Raw genomic sequence first — 17,943 nt, forward strand, 5'->3', positions numbered from 1 at the left:
AAGCGTGCGCGTGCTGGGAGCCTTAGACTCGCCGGTGCGCGCGGCCGCTGAGCCGACGCGCCCTGCGGGCGGCGCATTTATTGCTGAGTCGCTCTCAGTTAATTCGCCTATTCGAATCAAACAATTCCAACGGAGCACGTGGCAATGAACTGGACGCGCGAACAGAGAAACGTAACGATCGCCGCTTATTTAGGCTGGACACTCGACGCCTTCGATTTCTTCCTGATGGTTTTCGTATTGAAGGACATCGCCGCCGAATTCAATACGAAAATCCCCGACGTGGCATTCGCCATTACGTTGACGCTGGCCATGCGCCCGATAGGCGCGCTGATATTCGGACGACTGGCCGACAAGTTCGGCCGCCGCCCGACGCTGATGATCAACATCGCGATCTATTCGATGCTGGAGCTGCTCTCCGGCCTCTCGCCCAACCTGGCAACACTGCTGGTCCTGCGCGCGCTGTTCGGCATCGCGATGGGCGGCGAATGGGGCGTCGGCTCCGCGCTCACCATGGAAACTGTGCCGCCTTCGGCGCGCGGCTTCGTGTCCGGCCTGCTGCAAGCGGGCTATCCCAGCGGCTATTTGCTCGCGTCGATCGTCTTCGGCGTGCTGTATCAGTTCGTCGGCTGGCGCGGCATGTTCTTCGTCGGCGTGATTCCCGCCCTGCTCGTGCTCTACATCCGCGCGCACGTTCCCGAATCCCCTGCCTGGCGCGCGATGGAAAAGCGCCCGCGACCGAGCCTCCTCGCCACGCTCAAGCAGAACTGGACGCTGTCGCTCTACGCGATCGTGCTGATGACCGCGTTCAACTTCTTCTCGCACGGTACGCAGGATCTCTATCCGACCTTCCTGCGCGAACAGCATCACTTCGATCCGCACACGGTGTCGGTCATCACGATCGTGCTCAACCTTGGCGCGATCGTTGGCGGGCTGTTCTTCGGGTCGCTGTCCGAGAAGATCGGGCGACGTCTGACCATCTTCATCGCCGCGCTGATCGCGCTGCCGGTGCTGTACCTCTGGGCGTTCTCGACGACGCCGGTCATGCTCGCCATCGGCGCGTTCCTCATGCAGATCTCCGTGCAGGGCGCGTGGGGCGTCATTCCCGTGCACCTGAACGAAATCTCCCCCGACGAGATCCGCGCGACCTTCCCCGGACTCGTCTATCAACTCGGCAATCTGCTGGCCGCCGTCAATGCGACGATGCAGGCCGAGATCGCCACGTCCCACGGCAACAACTACGGCATGGCCATGGCGATTGTCGCGGGCGTGGTTGCGGTGGTGATCGCGGGGCTCATCTTTTTCAGCCGCGAACGCAGGGGCATCGACATGACGCGTTCGGCGGAGAACGCGGGCGCCGGCGGCTAGGCGGACGTTCATCACAACGGCTGGAGCCTGGAGCCGCATGTACGGTCTCGCAACATGCAAGACCGTACATGCGCGCGAACCTCGCCCGCTTCGCGGCGCCGCTATGCCTTGATCTCGCCCTTGAGCGCGAGCGTCCGCAGGCTCTGGAACGCGCCGGCGTCGTGCGGATAGGCGGCGTACGCTTCCCGCTCGCGACGCAGGCGGTTCAGGATACGCTCGGGCACGCCGAGTTCCTGGCAGATCGCGGCCGCCGGGATCGCCTGCTCCAGACAGACGAGTCCGATGAACCTCCCGACCGACGTCAGGCGTCCGCCGGGATCCCGGTACAACGAGAAACCGCCGCCGCACCCGACGGCCTGGATCGTCGCGATCAGCGACTCGTCCAGTGGCACCCGCACGTAACGGCACGCGCCGTTCGTCCCGCAAAAAATATAGAGCACGTAACCCTGCATGCAGGCCCAGTCGGGAAACGTGGCTTCAACCGGAACGGCGCCTATGTTTAGCCTCTCCAAGTGATCCAGATTTTTCGAGTTCAACTATGCTCCTCCAACCACGTGCACGTGCAGGTGGTCGCAACTAGAAGCACTCCGAGTTGTGACTGGCTGTGGTGAACTCCGGCAAGATGAACCCACAGCGCCCTTTTGATCCCCGCTCCGCGCGGGGATCGATATCGACCGGCAGCACAACGGCCGTCTACGTCATGCGCAGGACCGAAGCCCGACCATTCTTCCCTGCCCGGTCCCAACTCGAAACGCGAAATTTCCCCATTCTGGTTATTTCGGAGTTATCTGAATTCAAGGGTGGACTTCTTCCCTGAATGCCTCTGCTTGACGGCTGTTTTCTACGCCGCTCGTCTGTTTAGAGGCACACATCAAGACGGTCGGCACGTGACGTGCTCTTCCATGGGACATGGACAGCCTCGCACCTGAGGCTTCGGGTCCCGGAGGCCGTGATGCTGGCTTTGTACGTGGTCGTCTTCCTGCTGCTTGCCGGCGTGCTGGCGTTCAATCGGGCACCGGCGCCCGCGTGGCTCGCGGCACTTGCGCTGTGGGTCGGCGCAGGCCCATTGACCGGCGTGACGGGACCAACAACGGCAGGTCTGTTCAGCATCGTCTTCGTGCTTCCCGCGCTGCTACTGGCAATCCGGCCGTTGCGCCGCGCGCTGCTCAGCCGGCGCGTGTTCGCCCTGTTCCGGCGCATCCTGCCGGAGATGTCCTCGACCGAACGCGACGCCATCGAGGCCGGTACGGTCTGGTGGGACGCCGAGCTGTTCTCCGGACGCCCGCATTGGGATGCGTTGCTCGCGCACGGCGCGCCGACGCTGACGCCGGAGGAACGCAGCTTCATCGACAACGAATGCGCGCATCTGTGCGAACTCGCCAACGACTGGGACACCACTGCGGTCTGGCAGGATCTGTCTCCGCAGGCATGGCGTTACGTGAAGGAGCAAGGCTTCCTCGGCATGATCATTCCGAAGCGCTATGGCGGAAAGGCCTTCTCGGCGTATGCGCATTCGCAGGTCATCATGAAGTTGTCGACGCATTCATCAGCGGCCGCCGTCTCCGTGATGGTCCCGAACTCGCTCGGCCCGGCCGAGCTCCTGCTGCACTACGGCACCGAGGAACAGAAAAATCACTACCTGCCGCGGCTCGCGCGCGGCGACGAGATTCCCTGCTTCGCGCTGACGAGTCCCTATGCCGGCTCCGATGCAGCCGCGATCCCCGATGTCGGCATCGTGTGCCGCGGGCTGCACGAGGGACGTGAGACGCTCGGTTTTCGCGTCACCTGGAACAAGCGCTACATCACGCTCGGCCCGATCGCCACCGTGCTCGGCCTCGCGTTCCGCGCGCTCGACCCGGAGCATCTGCTCGGCCCCGACGACGCGCCCGGCATCACCTGCGCGTTGATCCCGACGCGTCATCCGGGCGTGCATATCGGCCGGCGCCACTGGCCGTTGAACGCGGTCTTCCAGAACGGCCCGAACTGGGGCACCGACGTCTTCATCCCGCTCGACTGGGTCATCGGCGGACGCGCGCAAGTGGGCCGGGGCTGGCGCATGCTGATGGAGTGCCTCGCCGCAGGCCGGGCGATCTCGTTGCCGTCGTCGAATGTCGGCATGGCCAAGCTCGCGGTGCGCGGCACCGGCGCGTACGCCGCGGCGCGGCGCCAGTTCCGCACGCCGGTCGGACGCTTCGAGGGCATTCAGGAAGCGCTCGGCCGCATGGGCGGCAATCTCTACGTGATGGACGCGGCGCGCCGGCTCTCGGCGCAGGCGGTGGATCTCGGCGAGAAGCCGTCGGTCATCTCCGCGATCGCGAAATATCACATCACCGAACGCGCCCGCAAGGTCATCAACGACGGCATGGACGTCGTCGCGGGCAAAGGCATCTGCATGGGGCCATCGAACTTCCTGGCCCGCGCCTACCAGCAGATGCCGATCTCGATCACCGTCGAAGGCGCGAACATCCTGACGCGCTGCCTGATCATCTTCGGCCAGGGCGCAATCCGCTGCCATCCCTACGTGCTCAAGGAAATGGCCGCGGCGCGCGACGCCGATCATGCACGCGCGCTGCGCGCCTTCGACGACGCCTTCTTCGGTCACGCGAGCTTCCTGGCGTCCAATGCGCTGCGCAGTCTCGTGTACGCATTCGGCGGCGGCGCGCTGATGCGCCGGCCGGCGCGTGCCGATGCGCGTCTCGCGCCGTACTATCGCGTGGCGACCCGGCTGTCGACGGCCTTCGCGCTGTGTGCCGATGTCTCCATGCTCGTGCTGGGCGGCGAACTGAAGCGGCGCGAGCGTCTGTCCGCGCGGCTGGGCGACATTCTCTCCCAGCTGTATCTCGTCTCCGCGACGCTCAAGCGTTTCGAGGACGAGGGCCGCCCGGAAAGCGACTTGCCGCTGGTGCGCTGGGGCGTGGAAGACGCGCTGCATCAGGCGTGCATGGCGTTCGACGGCCTGCTTGCCAACTACCCCAGGCGCAGCGCGGCCGGGTTGCTGCGCGCGCTCGCCTTTCCGTTCGGCCTGCCGCACGGACCTTGCGCCGATGCCCTCGGCAACGAAGTCGCGCGCCTGCTGCAAACACCGGGCGAGGCGCGCGAACGGCTGGTCGCGGGCGCGCACGTTTCGGCGAACGAGAACGATCCGATCGCGCGCGGCGAAAAGCTGCTGGCGCTGACGCCCGCTGTCGCCGCCCTCGAAACCCGCCTGCGCGACGCCGTGAAAGCCGGACAGATTGCGCCGTTGCCGCAAAGCCCGGACGCCGTCGAGGCCTGGGCGCGGACTGCCGAGGCGCGCGGTCTCATCGATGCGGGCGAGCGGACGCTGCTGGCCGAGTGGGCGGGCCACACACGCGAAGCGGTGAAAGTCGATGATTTTTCCTCAGACTTCGGTATCCTCGAAGCATTGCAAAAGCGTAGCGCGGCGCTCGAACAGCAGGCGCCCGAGACGATCGCCTGAACTGCGGCCCGTGCCCGGTGCCTCCGGAAACCGCCTCCGCGCCGCCCGACGACCGAACGCCAATCGATGAAAGACCGCTACCTCGACTTCGTCAATTCGCCTTTCGGCATGAGCATTGCCCGCTCGCTCGGGCTTCCGCGTCCCGCCATGCTGCGCCGCCTGCGTCCCGGCGAGCCCGAGTTCCACGGCCTCGCCGCGATCGGCGCGGGCCCGTCGCCGGCTCTCTTCGACGCGTTGATGAACGTGCTCGCCGCGCTCGGCATGACGGGCGTCGCGCATGCCAGCGCCGCCGGCTGGCTGCCGGTTGCCGCGCGTCACGGCGCGATGAGCGGGCGCTTCGAGCCGCGCGCGAGCGGCGCGCACGACGATGCCCGCACGGATGACCGCGTGCATGCCTTGATCTTCGACGCGACCGGCATCGACGACAGCGGAGAACTTCATACGCTGTATGCCTTCTTTCACGACGCGCTGCGCTCGCTTGCAGGAAGCGGACGCATCGTCGTGCTGGGGCGGCCGCCGGCCACCCGCGCGAGCGTCGCCGCGGCCACCGCACAGCACGCGCTGGAAGGTCTGGTCCGTTCGCTCGGCAAGGAAGCGCGCAACGGCATCACGTCGAACCTGCTGCGTGTCGCCGAGGGCGCGGACCTGGACGCCGCGCTGCGTTTCTTTCTCTCGCCGCGCTCCGCCTATGTATCGGGACAGGTGCTCACGCTCGAAGCATCGTCCACGCCGTCTGCCGCGCCTGTCGACTGGAGCAAGCCGCTCGCGGGCCGGCGCGCGCTGGTGACGGGCGCGGCGCGCGGCATCGGCGCGGCGATCGCGGCCGTGCTGGCCCAGCACGGCGCAATCGTCACCGGGCTCGATGTCGAGGCTGCCCGCGACGCACTCGACCAGACCATGCTGTCGATCGAGGACGCGTCGCCTTCGGGCGGCGCGCATGCGGCGCTCATCGCGGACATCGCCGCGCCCGAGGCGCCCGGGGCGATCGCCGCCGCACTGCGGGCAGCGGGCGGCATCGACATCGTCGTGCACAACGCGGGCATCACGCGCGACAAGACCATCGCGCGCATGAGCGCGGAACTGTGGGACAGCGTGATCGACATCAACTTGCTGGCGCAGGCGCGCATCGACGAGGCGCTGCTCGCCGGGAACGTATTGCAGTCCGGCGGGCGGATTGTCGCGGTGTCGTCGATCAGCGGCATCGCGGGCAATCGCGGCCAAACCAACTACGCAACCTCGAAAGCCGGCGTGATCGGCCGCGTGCATGCGCTGGCGCCGCACCTGCGCGCGCGCGGCATCACGATCAACGCGGTCGCGCCGGGCTTCATCGAAACGCACATGACCGCGCGCATGCCCATCGGTGTACGCGAGGCGGGACGGCGGCTCAACTCGATGGGCCAGGGCGGCCTGCCCGTCGATGTCGCCGAGACCGTCGCGTGGCTCGCGAGCCCGGGCAGCGCGGGCATCACGGGGAACGTGGTGCGGGTATGCGGTCAGAGCCTGATCGGCGCGTGAGGAGCCAGCCCGCCATGCACGCACCGACCCTGCCGCGCGCCCGCACTGTCGTCGTCGAGACCTTGCCGCCGCCCGCCCGACTCTACGGCCGCGCGTTGCCCGCGCTGTTCCGGCGCAGCCACGCGCCGCAACTGCCCGCAATCAGGCTCGTGCGGCCCGACGTCAAACTGGATCCCGAGGCCATCGGCCGTTATGCGCGCGTCTGCGGCTTCATCCCCGAGCAGGGCGTGCCGCTCACCTTTCCGCACGTGCTGGCATTCCCGCTGCATCTGATGATGCTGACCGATCCGTCGTTTCCGTGGTCCGCGCTCGGCGTCGTGCATCTCTCGAACCGCGTGCATCTGCGCCGTCCGCTGATGGCGGGACAGGCGTTGCGCATCGAGGTCGAGTGCGGGCCGCTGATGCCGCATCAGAAAGGTCAGGCCTTCACGCTGCACACGCGCATTTTCCGGCGCGGCGAAGCGGTCTGGGATGGCGACAGCGTCTACCTGAAGCGCGGCGTGCGCAGCGCGAGCGCGCCGGATGCGGTCGAGGCAGTCGCCCGCCCGTTGCTCGCCCGCGAGGCGCGCTGGCAACTGCCGCCGCAGCTCGGCCGCGATTACGCCAAGGCGTCCGGCGATTTCAATCCGATCCATCTGCACATGCTCACGGCGAAGGCGTTCGGCTTTCCGCGCGCGATCGCTCACGGCATGTGGACGCTGGCGCGCACGCTCGCGGCGCTGCATCCGGTCAAGACGCTGGCCGCCGGCCACGCGCACGGCGATTTCAAGACGCCGCTGTATCTTCCCGGCGAAGCGACGTTGTGGAGTGCGGCACCCTCGCCCGTCGCGCGCGATTTCGAAGTGCGCGATATCGCGGGCGACGTTCCGCATCTGCGCGGCCATTTCGAATGGGAACTGCCATGAATGCCGTGCGCCGTGTCGCGATCATCGGCAGCAACCGGATTCCGTTTGCACGCGCGAACACGGCGTACGCGCAGGCGTCGAATCAGGACATGCTGAGCTTCGCGCTGCAAGGGCTCGTCGATCGCTTCGACCTGCACGGCATGCGCGCAGGCGAAGTCGCGGCCGGCGCGGTCGTCAAGCATTCGCGCGACTTCAACCTGACGCGCGAGGCCGCGCTCTCGACCACGCTCGCGCGCGAGACGCCCGCCTACGACGTGCAGCAGGCCTGCGGCACCGGCCTCGAAACGGCGATTCTGGTCGCCAACAAGATTGCGCTCGGGCAGATCGAGATGGGTATCGCGGGCGGCGTCGATACGGCCTCCGACGCGCCCATCGCCGTGAACGAACGGATGCGGCGGATCCTGCTCGAAGCGCATCGCGGACGCTCGGCGGGACAGCGCCTCGGCGCACTCGCGAAGCTCCGGCCCGGCATGTTCCTCAAGCCGCAATTGCCGCGCAACGCGGAGCCGCGCACCGGCCTCTCGATGGGCGAGCACTGCGAGCTGATGGCCAAGCGCTGGAAGATCTCGCGCGAGGCCCAGGACGCGCTCGCGCTGGAAAGCCACATGAAACTGGCCGCCGCCTATGCGCGCGGGTTCTTCAACGACCTGATGACGCCCTACAAGGGTCTCACGCAGGACAACACGCTGCGTCCCGACCTGTCGTCCGAGCGGCTCGCGCAACTGAAGCCCGTCTTCGACCGCGACGCCGGCACGCTGACCGCGGGCAATTCGACGCCGCTCACCGACGGCGCCTCCGCGGTGCTGCTCGCGTCCGAGCAATGGGCCGCCGAACGTGGGCTGCCGGTGCTGGCGTTCCTGAGTTTCTCGGCGACGGCGGCCGTCGATTTCTTCGACAAGCGCGAAGGCCTGCTGATGGCGCCCGCCTACGCGGTGCCGACAATGCTGGCGCGCGCGGGCCTCAGCTTGCAGGACTTCGACTTCTACGAGATTCACGAAGCCTTCGCCGCGCAGGTCCTGTGCACGCTCGCCGCATGGGAAGACGATGAATACTGCCGCACCGCGCTGGGCCTGGACGGTCCGCTTGGCGCGATCGCGCGCGAGCGTCTCAACGTGAACGGCAGCTCGCTCGCCACCGGCCATCCGTTCGCGGCGACGGGCGGACGCATCGTGGGCACGCTCGCGAAGATGCTCGCCCACGCGCCGGCGCGTGCCGACGGCCAACCGCGGCGCGGCCTGATCTCGATCTGCGCGGCGGGCGGCCAGGGCATCGTGGCGATACTGGAACGTTGAGCCGCAGGCGGCAGGAGCAGTAAAAATAAAAGGCGCGGCGGATCAGTTGCGCTCACGGAGACACGCATGAGCCCGGGACACGCAGGGCCGCGCGCGGCGTTCGAGCCGCACGCGACGGACGGCATCTGGTACGCGTCGTATCCGCCGGACGTGGCGCGCGAGATCGATCCCGAACGCTATCGCTCGCTCGCGCATTTCTTCGACGACTGCGTCGCGCGCTTTCGCGATCACATCGCCTTTGTGAGTCTCGGCTCCGAGATGAGCTTCACGACTCTCGGCGCACACGCGCATGCGTTCGCGTCGTATCTGCAAGACATCGGCGTCAAGCCCGGCGATCGCGTCGCGCTGATGATGCCCAACACCCTCGCCTATCCCGTCACGCTCTTCGGCACGCTGCTCGCGGGCGCGATCGTCGTCAACGTCAATCCGCTCTACACCGTGCGCGAGCTCGGTCATCAACTGAAGGACAGCGGCGCGCAGACGGTCGTCGTGTTCGAGAACTTCGCAAAGACCGTGCAGGACGCGCAGCCGGGCACGCGGGTGCGCAACGTCGTCGTGACCAGCATCGGCGACCTGCTCGGCGGTGGCCTCAATCTCAAGGGCCGCGTGCTCGACCTGCTGATCCGGCATGTCAGGAAACAGGTGCCCGCCTACGCGCTGCCCGATGCCGTGCGCCTGCCCCACGCACTCGCACGCGGCGCGCGGCGCCGCTTCGAGCCCGTGCGCGTGGGTCTCGGCGATATCGCGTTCATCCAGTACACGGGCGGCACCACCGGCACCGCGAAGGGCGCGATGCTCACGCATCGCAACGTGCTCGCCAACCTGTTGCAGGCGCTCGGCTGGGCGCGCAGCCGGCTCGTGGATGAACGCGAGATCGTCGTCACGCCCTTGCCGCTCTATCACATCTATTCGCTGACGGTGAATGCGCTGACCTTCCTCGCGATCGGCGCGCGCAACGTGCTGATCGTCAACCCGCGCGACCTCCATGCACTGATGCGCGCGCTGCGGCACGAGGACTTCACGGCCATTACCGCGCTCAATACGCTCTACAGCGCGCTGCTGGACCACGAGGACTTTCGGCGGCGCGACTTCTCGTCGCTCAAGCTCGCGATGGCAGGCGGCATGGCGACGCAGCGCACCGTGGCCACGCGTTTCAAGGAACTGACGGGACAGACGCTCATCGAAGGTTATGGCCTGACCGAATGCGCGCCGCTCGTCTGCGCCACGCCAGTCGATGCACACGGCACGCATGCATTCGACGGCACCATCGGGCTGCCGGTGGCGTCCACGCTGGTGCGTCTGCGTCGCGAAAACGGCGCGTGGGCAGCGGTCGATGAACCGGGCGAACTCTGCGTGCACGGCCCGCAGGTGATGAAAGGCTACTGGAACCGGCCGGAAGACACCGCGAAAGTCATCGACGCCGACGGCTGGCTCGCCACCGGCGATATCGGCGTGATGGATGCGCGCGGCTTCATCCGGCTCATCGACCGCAAGAAGGACATGATGATTGTGTCGGGCTTCAACGTGTATCCCAACGAGATCGAGGACGTCCTTGCAGCGCATCCGAAAGTGCGCGCGGTGGCGGCGGTCGGTGTGCCGGACCCGGTGACGGGCGAACGCGTCAAGGTGTTCGTCGTGAAGCGCGATGCATCGCTGACGGTGGAAGAACTGGTGAGGTTCGCCCGTTTACACCTGACCGGCTATAAGGTGCCTGCCTTCGTCGAGTTCCGCGACGCGCTGCCGCAGACGACCATCGGCAAGGTGCTGCGGCGCGAACTGCGGGAAGACGGGGCTACCGGTACGCCGAACCCACAGGATTGATCACCGGAGAACTTGATGCCGCACACGCGACGCCGTGGCGCTTCGAGCTTGCGAAACGCCTGCGCCGCGCTTCAGGCGTATGCGATCTTCGCCAGCGCGCTCGCATGCGCCCAGACGCCTGACGCGCCGCCCGTTGCCTCCGCGACTGCGACCGCGACCGCCGCCGCCGTGCTGCCGGCGAATCTCGACGCCGCCGGCCAGGCGCAATGGCTTGCGCAAGCAGCGTCGAGCGGCACACTCACGAGGCTCGACGATGCCCAGCTCGTCGCGCTGTTCCGCGCGCTCGATCCGGGTGCGCTGCCGCGCTATCTCGAACAAGGCTTGAGTGCATTCGCGTCCTACGAGTTCACGATGGTGCGGCGCGAACGCATCAAGGGCGCGTGGCCGAAGCGTGCCGATCACATGCTCGTGCGGGTCACGCGCGAACCGCTGCGCATCTATGCGCGCTGGCTGCCCGATGGCGCGCACGCGGGCCAGGAAATCATCTACGACGACTCGAAGCGCCCCAACCAGCTCTACGGCCATCTGGGCGGCTTCCTGGGCGTGCTGCCGATCTGGACGTCGGTCAACGGGGCGCTGGCGCGCTCACAGTCGAATCATTCGATCCGCGAGTTGGGCGTCGAGGCGATCACCCGGCGTTTCATCGATGAGGGACAGCGATTCGCGGAAGCAGGCATTACGCAGCCGGCGGATATTGACGTGAAGACCGTGCGCGGCGTGCGCGTGGTGGCGCTCACCTACGAGACGCCGACCGGCCAGCCAGCGTTCTATGCGAAGAAGGAAGTGCTCGGCCTCGATCTCGAACGCCCGTTCTTCCGCTCGCTCGAATCGTTCGACAACGACGGCGAAATCTTTGAAAGCGTGGTGTTCGAGCGCGTTGAGTCCATGCCGTTCGACGACCTTACGTTCGACCCGAAAAACCCCGACTATCGCTTCTGAACGCGACGGTTGTGCAACCGGTGCAATGCCTGCATGAGACGTGACATTCAATGTAACAACTGCGGCGGTCGTGGCGCGCGATTTTTAAGTCTCGCCTAAGTGTCGGCCGATAACCTGCGCGCATTCCATCGACATCACAGCAGGCGCATCACCCCGGCACAGCCGGGTCCGGGGCGCCGCACATCGTCATGCACACTTGAGGAAATACAATGAACTTCATCCGTCCGGCTTCGGCTCCCGTGCGAGCCATCAAGCGGCTCCTCAGCCATCACGAAATCGCCACGCTGCTCCTGCTGCTGCACGCGCCCATCGACGTCATGGCGGCCACGCCCGACGTTGCCTCGCTGCAGGAATATGGCTATGTGGAGATCGTGTCGCCGGACGCGAGCGGTCCCAAGGTGCGCCTGACCGAAAACGGCAATGCCGTCCTGCGGGGTCTCGGCGTCAAGTAAGCCGGTGGTGTCGGGGAAGGCGGACGCCCCGTCATGCGAACTCTGCAATAATCGGTCGATCCCTTTCACCATCGACCAGGAGTGATTCGCGATGTCCGCCTCTTCGCCCATCTTGCAACGCGTGCTCATCACCAACGACGACGGCATCGATGCCCCCGGACTGGCCGTCCTCGAAGCCGTTGCGTCCGAACTCGGGCACGAGGTCTGGGTGGTCGCGCCGGAACACGATCAGAGCGGCACCTCGCACTCCATCAGCCTGCATTCGCCGCTGCGCGTGTCACGCCGCAGCGAGCGGCGCTTCGGCGTGCAGGGCACGCCCGGCGACTGTGTCGTGATGGCCGCGCGCCACCTCATGAAGGACGCGCCGCCCACGCTCGTGCTGTCCGGCATCAATCGCGGCGCGAACCTCGGCGTAGAGACGATGTTTTCCGGCACCGTAGGCGCCGCGATGACAGGCTTGCTGCTCGGCTTGCCTTCCATTGCGCTCAGCCAGACCTTTCGCGATCGCGACAACGTCCGCTGGGACACGGCGCGCATGCTTGCGCCCGGCGTGATCCGTCAACTGTTGCAGATCTCGCACGACGCGCCCACGTGCCTGAACGTCAACTTCCCCGACTGCGATGCCTCCGCCGCCGGACCACTCACGGTCACGCGCCAGGGCGTGGGGCTGGTCGAAGGCATCGACGTGGTCGCGGAGGTGGATCCGCGCGGCATCGACTATCACTGGCTGCGCTTCCAGCGCGGCCCGCGTCCGAATTCGCCCGATAGCGAGACGGCGGTCGTGAACTCAGGACGGGTCTCGGTGACGCCGCTGCACTTCGACCGCACCGACGAGCGCACCTTCGCCACGCTTCAGGCGGGACTCACGCGCACGGCCTGACGCACGGCAAGCGCGCGCACCACTAGAACCTTTCCTCTCGAATCCGCCGTCCGGTTTGCTTTATGCTGAGCCGGTCCGGCGGCGTGCGTGGCGCGGGCGGACGCATGGCGACAAGGTCACAGGTCACGATCACAATCAGAACAAGGAGGCAACATGACCCGTTTCATCGGTCCGCGCGGCATGCGTCCCATGCTCGGCGTACTCTGCGCGATGCTGGCCGCGAGCGCGTTCGCACAGAACGCCACGCCGGTCGGCACCTGGCAGACCATCGACGATCAAAGCGGCAAGCCGAAGGCGATCATCCAGATTGTCGACGAAGGCAACGGCCAGTTGTCCGGCAAGGTGGTGCGCGGCATCGGCGAGTTCGATCAGCCGGACAAGCGTTGCACCGCCTGCACCGACGAGCGCCACGATCAACTCGTCAAGGGCATGACGATCATCACCGGCATGCGTCAGGACGGCGACACCTGGGACGGCGGACACATCCTCGACCCGGATAGCGGCAAGCTGTACAAGTGCAAGATGAAGCTCGACGACAACGGCCAGAAACTCGTGGTACGCGGGTTCATCGGCGTGTCGCTGCTCGGGCGTTCGCAGACCTGGCTGCGGCAACCTTGAGTCATCGGGCCATGCAACGGGCCATGCCAGGAGAGTCATCCTCGAACGGCGTGGCGTCCTTCGCGAGCCTCGTGCGCGCCCTGCAATCTCAAGCCGCCTGACGTTCCGCCACTTCGGCCTGCACTTCTTCAAGCGCACACGGCGCCGTATGTTCGAATTCCGCCGGCACGCGCATGCGCGACATCATCAGCGTGTACAGCGATTCACCCGATGGCCCGAACAACTGCGTCATCACGCGCAACAACACGCCCGATTCATACCAGGCCTTGAAACGCCGGTGACACGTCTGATACGACGGGTACTTGCGCGGCAACGTGGACCACGACGCGCCGCTGTACATCACCCACAACACGCCATTGAGCACCGCGCGCGTGTTGGCGAGCGGCCGGCCGCGCAACTCCGAGCGCGGCCGTAGTTCGGGAAGCAGTGGCGCCACCATCTGCCATTCGTCGTCGGACATATCGCGGTAGGGCTTCACGTTCATCTCTCCAATCGCTGACTGATAACCGGATTCGACAATACCGAGTCCCTGCCAGCCCGCACATCAGAGTGATCTGAATCTTGAAAATGCTCTTTAGCCTTACGCCGTTTGGACGGTCGCCCTTCCCCTGTTCTCTTATTAATTAAATGTAATATCCGCGACCCGGCGTGGCGCTTCGAGGTATTCCTTCGACTGCATTTCAACGATCCGCGAAACGGTACGTGCGAATTCATTCGCCATCGGTCCTTCGACGTACAACTCCTCCGCAGCGACCGCGGCGGACATCAGCAGCTTGACCTTGTGGTCATAGAACACGTCGATGAGCCAGGTGAAACGGCGTGCTTCCGAGGCCATGCGCGGGCTCATCTGCGGAACGTCGGACAGGATCACGGCATGAAACCGGTTCGCCAGTTCGAGATAGTCGTTCTGCGAGCGCGGACCGCCGCACAACGTCGCGAAGTCGAACCAGACGACGCCATCCGCGCGACGCAGCGCCTTGATCTCGCGCTTCTCGATGTGCAGGATCGGGCTTTCGTCGGGCACCGCCGCGAGCTTCGCGAAATCGGCGCGCAACGCCTCGCTCGCCGCCGCGCCGAGCGGCGTGTGATACGCCTTCACCTGCGACAGCGTGCGCTTGCGATAGTCGGTGCCGGCATCGACATTGAGCACGTCGAGATGCTCCTTGAGCAACTCGATAGCCGGCAACAGGCGGTCGCGGTGCAGCCCTTCCGGGTACAGCGTGTCCGGCTCGTAGTTGGACGTCATCACGAACTGCACGCCCGCCTTGAACAGGCGGTCCAGCAGGCGATAGAGGATCATCGCGTCGGCGATGTCGGAGACGTGGAACTCGTCGAAGCAGATCAGCCGATAGCGCTTCGCAATGCGTTTTGCAACTTCGTCGAGCGGATCGGCCTGGCCTTTCAGCTCTTCGAGCTGACGATGCACCTCGCGCATGAACTCGTGAAAGTGCAGGCGCGTCTTGCGCTGCACCGGCACGACCGCGTAGAAGCTGTCCATCAGGAAGCTCTTGCCGCGCCCGACGCCGCCCCACAGATACGCGCCGCGCGGCAACTCCGGGCGCACCAGGAACTTCTTCAACGCGTTCGAGCGGCGCGCCTTGTAGGCGACCCACTCGTCATAGCAGCGCTGCAGACGCGCGACCGCCGCGAGCTGGGCCTCGTCCGATTGATAACCCCGCGTGCGCAGTTCGTTTTCGTAGTATTCGGTGACGTTCATGATGCCGCGTCTGTGCTTCGATGACGTTGAAAGTGACGAAGGCGAGCGGTGTGAGCCGCTCGCCTTCGTTGCGATGCCTTGCGTATTGCCCGAAGCCGAGCTTCTTACATGTTCAGCGCGCGCTTGTCGACGGCGAGCGCCGCTTCACGCATCACTTCCGACAGCGACGGATGCGGATGGCAAATCCGGCCGATGTCTTCCGACGCTGCCTTGAACTCCATCGCCACGACCGCTTCCGCGATCAGGTCCGATGCGTCCGCCGCAATCACGTGCACGCCGAGGATTTCGTCGGTCTTCGCGTCCGCGATCATCTTGACGAAGCCTTCGGCCTTGCCGATACCCAGCGCGCGGCCATTGGCCATCATCGGGAACTGGCCGGTCTTGATCTCGCGGCCTTCGGCCTTGAGTTGCTGTTCCGTCTTGCCGACCCACGCAATTTCCGGTTCCGTGTAGATGACCCACGGCACGCAGTTGTAGTCGATATGCGGCTTCTGACCGTCGATGATCTCCGCCACCGCCACGCCTTCGTCTTCCGCCTTGTGCGCGAGCATCGGGCCGCGCACCACGTCACCGATCGCGTAGACGCCCGGCACGCTGGTCGCGCAATGATCGTCCACGTCGATGAAGCCACGTTCGTTGGCCTTCAGGCCGATGGATTCCAGACCGAGGTTGTCGGTATTCGGCACGCGGCCGATCGACACGATCAGGCGATCCGCTTCCAGCGTCTGCGCATTGCCGGCGTTGTCCGTGTAGGCGATCGACACGCCCGCGTCCGAGGTCTTCACTTCGCCGATCTTCACGCCGAGGTGAATCTCCAGACCCTGCTTCTTGAACTGCTTCGCGGCTTCCTTCGCGAGCGCTTCGTCCGCTGCGCCGAGGAACTGCGGCAGTGCTTCGAGCACCGTCACGTCCGCGCCCAGACGGCGCCACACCGAGCCGAGCTCCAGACCGATCACGCCCGCGCCGATCACGGCGAGCTTCTTCGGCACGGCGTCGAACGACAGCGCGCCTTCGTTGTCGGCGACGATCTTGTTGTCGACCGGGATGTTCGGCAGATGACGCGCCTTCGAACCCGTCGCGATGATCACGTTCTTGGCCGTGACGACTTCCGTCTCGCCTTCGCCCGATACTTCGATCTGCACGCCGGCGTCAGTCTTGCCGGTGAACTTGCCATGGCCCTTGAGCCAGGTGATCTTGTTCTTGCGGAACAGGAATTCGATGCCCTTGGTCATCTTCTCGACGATGCCGTCCTTGCGGGCCAGCATCTTCGATACATCGAGCTTCACGTCCGACACGGTGATGCCGTGATCGGCCAGATGCTTCGACGTGTTCTCGAACTCTTCCGACGAAGCGAGCAGTGCCTTCGACGGAATGCAGCCCACGTTCAGGCAGGTGCCGCCGAGCTTCAATGCGCCCGCCGGGTTCTTCCACTTCTCGATACACGCAACCGTCTTGCCGAGCTGCGCTGCGCGAATCGCCGCGATATAGCCGCCCGGGCCCGCGCCGATCACGACGACATCAAATTCCTTGGACATGACTTTCCTTGATCGTGACTCCGCTCTTGCGGAGACGCCTTCCAGAAGGCGCGCGCGAGCCTATCGCGCGCGCCCGAAGGCACTGGGTTCTTACAGGTCCAGCAGCAGACGGGCCGGATCTTCCAGCGCGTCCTTCATCGCGACCAGCGACAGCACGGCTTCGCGGCCGTCGATGATGCGGTGGTCGTACGACATGGCGAGGTAGTTCATCGGACGGATGACGATCTGGCCGTTCTCCACGACCGCGCGTTCCTTCGTCGCGTGCACGCCAAGAATGGCTGACTGCGGCGGGTTGATGATCGGCGTCGAGAGCATGGAGCCGAACACGCCGCCGTTCGAGATGGAGAACGTGCCGCCCGTCATTTCCTCGATGGACAGCTTGCCGTCCTTCGCCTTCTGACCGAATTCGGCGATCTTCTTCTCGATGTCGGCGAGGCTCATCTGGTCTGCGTTGCGCAGGATGGGCACCACCAGGCCGCGCGGCGAACCGACCGCGATACCGATGTCGAAGTAGCCGTGATAGACGATGTCGTTACCGTCGATCGACGCGTTCACGAGCGGGAACTTTTTCAGCGCGTGCACGGCGGCCTTCACGAAGAACGACATGAAGCCGAGCTTCACACCGTGTTCCTTCTCGAAGCGGTCCTTGTACTTGTTGCGCAGGTCCATGACCGGCGCCATGTTGACTTCGTTGAACGTCGTCAGGATGGCGTTGGTCTGCTGCGACTCGAGCAGACGCTCGGCGATACGCGCGCGCAGACGCGACATCGGCACGCGCTGTTCCGGACGGTCCTTGAGCCACTGGTCGGCCGAGCCCGGTGCGCTGACTTGCGGCAGCGCCGGCTTCGCGGCCTTAGCGGGAGCGGCGGCCGGGGCTGCCTTCGCTGCCGGTGCCGGTGCCGGTGCCGATGCCGAAGCAGCGAGTGCGTCGCCCTTGGTGATGCGGCCGTCGCGGCCCGAGCCTGACACCTGATCCGCCGACACGCCCTTCTCGGCCAGGATCTTGGTCGCGGCCGGCGATGTAGCGCCGCCCGTCGATGCGCTCGCCGCAGCAGCCGGAGCCGATGCTGCGGCGGCAGCCGGTTCGGCTTGCGGCGCGGGCTTCACTTCGGCGTCGCCGGCAGCGGCGGCGGCGGGTGCTTCGCCGGCCTTCGCTTCGGTGTCGATCTTCGCGATGATTTCGTCGGCGGTGACGATATCGCCGTCATGCTTGATGACTTGCGCGAGCACGCCGGCCGAGGGCGCGGGCACTTCGAGCACGACCTTGTCGGTTTCGATTTCGATGAGGATTTCGTCCTGGGCGACAGCCTCGCCCGGCTTCTTCTTCCACTGCAGCATGGTGGCTTCCGAGACCGACTCGGAAAGCTGGGGAACCTTGACTTCTACGATAGCCATTTCTGTATTGTCCTGATGCGTGTTCGTGTGTGTTCGAGCGAAGAACCGGCGA

Annotated in this window: 15 protein-coding genes; 10 read left to right on the top strand and 5 right to left on the bottom strand. The window is 65.8% G+C overall.

The window, feature by feature from the left end; genetic code table 11:
* The first annotated feature begins 144 nt into the window (after positions 1–144).
* Positions 145–1,365, top strand: coding sequence for an MFS transporter (locus QCE88_RS10360; protein ID WP_309901553.1), 1,221 nt, complete (start codon positions 145–147; stop codon positions 1,363–1,365).
* 101 nt (positions 1,366–1,466) lie between these two features.
* On the opposite strand, the gene QCE88_RS10365 is transcribed toward QCE88_RS10360, so the two are convergent.
* A complete protein-coding gene (locus tag QCE88_RS10365; protein ID WP_309901555.1) occupies positions 1,467–1,901 on the bottom strand; it encodes a hypothetical protein in 435 nt (144 codons plus the stop codon).
* Between the two features lie 416 nt (positions 1,902–2,317).
* Here QCE88_RS10365 and QCE88_RS10370 point away from each other — a divergent pair, with 416 nt between their 5' ends.
* The 9 genes from QCE88_RS10370 to QCE88_RS10410 all read left to right on the top strand — a co-directional run bounded on the left by QCE88_RS10370 (position 2,318) and on the right by QCE88_RS10410 (position 13,244).
* Positions 2,318–4,822, top strand: a complete 2,505-nt coding sequence (locus tag QCE88_RS10370) for an acyl-CoA dehydrogenase (protein WP_309901557.1) — start codon at positions 2,318–2,320, stop codon at positions 4,820–4,822.
* 66 nt (positions 4,823–4,888) lie between these two features.
* Positions 4,889–6,337 (top strand): 3-oxoacyl-ACP reductase, encoded by a 1,449-nt coding sequence (locus QCE88_RS10375; RefSeq protein ID WP_309901559.1) that lies wholly within the window; start codon positions 4,889–4,891, stop codon positions 6,335–6,337.
* A gap of 14 nt (positions 6,338–6,351) precedes the next feature.
* Positions 6,352–7,242, top strand: a complete 891-nt coding sequence (locus QCE88_RS10380) for a MaoC/PaaZ C-terminal domain-containing protein (protein WP_309901561.1) — start codon at positions 6,352–6,354, stop codon at positions 7,240–7,242.
* Positions 7,239–8,534, top strand: coding sequence for an acetyl-CoA C-acetyltransferase (locus QCE88_RS10385; protein ID WP_309901563.1), 1,296 nt, complete (start codon positions 7,239–7,241; stop codon positions 8,532–8,534). The genes QCE88_RS10380 and QCE88_RS10385 overlap by 4 nt, the downstream gene beginning before the upstream one ends.
* Positions 8,535–8,600: 66 nt before the next feature.
* The gene (locus QCE88_RS10390) at positions 8,601–10,355 is read left to right on the top strand and encodes an AMP-binding protein (RefSeq protein ID WP_309901565.1); all 1,755 of its coding nucleotides are present in this window, start codon (positions 8,601–8,603) and stop codon (positions 10,353–10,355) included.
* A gap of 15 nt (positions 10,356–10,370) precedes the next feature.
* Positions 10,371–11,294 carry a DUF1571 domain-containing protein gene (locus QCE88_RS10395; protein ID WP_309901567.1) on the top strand — a complete coding sequence of 308 codons (924 nt, stop codon included), beginning with the start codon at positions 10,371–10,373 and terminating at the stop codon, positions 11,292–11,294.
* Between the two features lie 209 nt (positions 11,295–11,503).
* Complete coding sequence (locus QCE88_RS10400; protein WP_309901569.1) at positions 11,504–11,746, top strand: hypothetical protein; 243 nt, start codon at positions 11,504–11,506, stop codon at positions 11,744–11,746.
* Between the two features lie 91 nt (positions 11,747–11,837).
* Complete coding sequence (gene surE, locus QCE88_RS10405; protein WP_309901571.1) at positions 11,838–12,626, top strand: 5'/3'-nucleotidase SurE; 789 nt, start codon at positions 11,838–11,840, stop codon at positions 12,624–12,626.
* Positions 12,627–12,806: 180 nt separating this feature from the next.
* Positions 12,807–13,244 (top strand): DUF2147 domain-containing protein, encoded by a 438-nt coding sequence (locus QCE88_RS10410; protein WP_309903506.1) that lies wholly within the window; start codon positions 12,807–12,809, stop codon positions 13,242–13,244.
* 88 nt (positions 13,245–13,332) lie between these two features.
* Here QCE88_RS10410 and QCE88_RS10415 read toward each other — a convergent pair whose 3' ends face one another.
* The 4 genes from QCE88_RS10415 to odhB all read right to left on the bottom strand — a co-directional run bounded on the left by QCE88_RS10415 (position 13,333) and on the right by odhB (position 17,891).
* Positions 13,333–13,722: a transposase gene (locus QCE88_RS10415; RefSeq protein ID WP_309901573.1), complete on the bottom strand. Its 390-nt coding sequence runs from the start codon at positions 13,720–13,722 to the stop codon at positions 13,333–13,335.
* Positions 13,723–13,863: 141 nt separating this feature from the next.
* The gene (gene zapE / locus QCE88_RS10420; protein WP_309901575.1) at positions 13,864–14,961 is read right to left on the bottom strand and encodes a cell division protein ZapE; all 1,098 of its coding nucleotides are present in this window, start codon (positions 14,959–14,961) and stop codon (positions 13,864–13,866) included.
* A gap of 104 nt (positions 14,962–15,065) precedes the next feature.
* A complete protein-coding gene (gene lpdA / locus QCE88_RS10425; RefSeq protein WP_309901577.1) occupies positions 15,066–16,496 on the bottom strand; it encodes a dihydrolipoyl dehydrogenase in 1,431 nt (476 codons plus the stop codon).
* 90 nt (positions 16,497–16,586) lie between these two features.
* Positions 16,587–17,891: a 2-oxoglutarate dehydrogenase complex dihydrolipoyllysine-residue succinyltransferase gene (odhB, locus tag QCE88_RS10430; RefSeq protein ID WP_309901579.1), complete on the bottom strand. Its 1,305-nt coding sequence runs from the start codon at positions 17,889–17,891 to the stop codon at positions 16,587–16,589.
* Positions 17,892–17,943 lie beyond the last annotated feature (52 nt).

Source organism: Caballeronia sp. LZ035 (assembly GCF_031451175.1).
GTDB lineage: Bacteria > Pseudomonadota > Gammaproteobacteria > Burkholderiales > Burkholderiaceae > Caballeronia.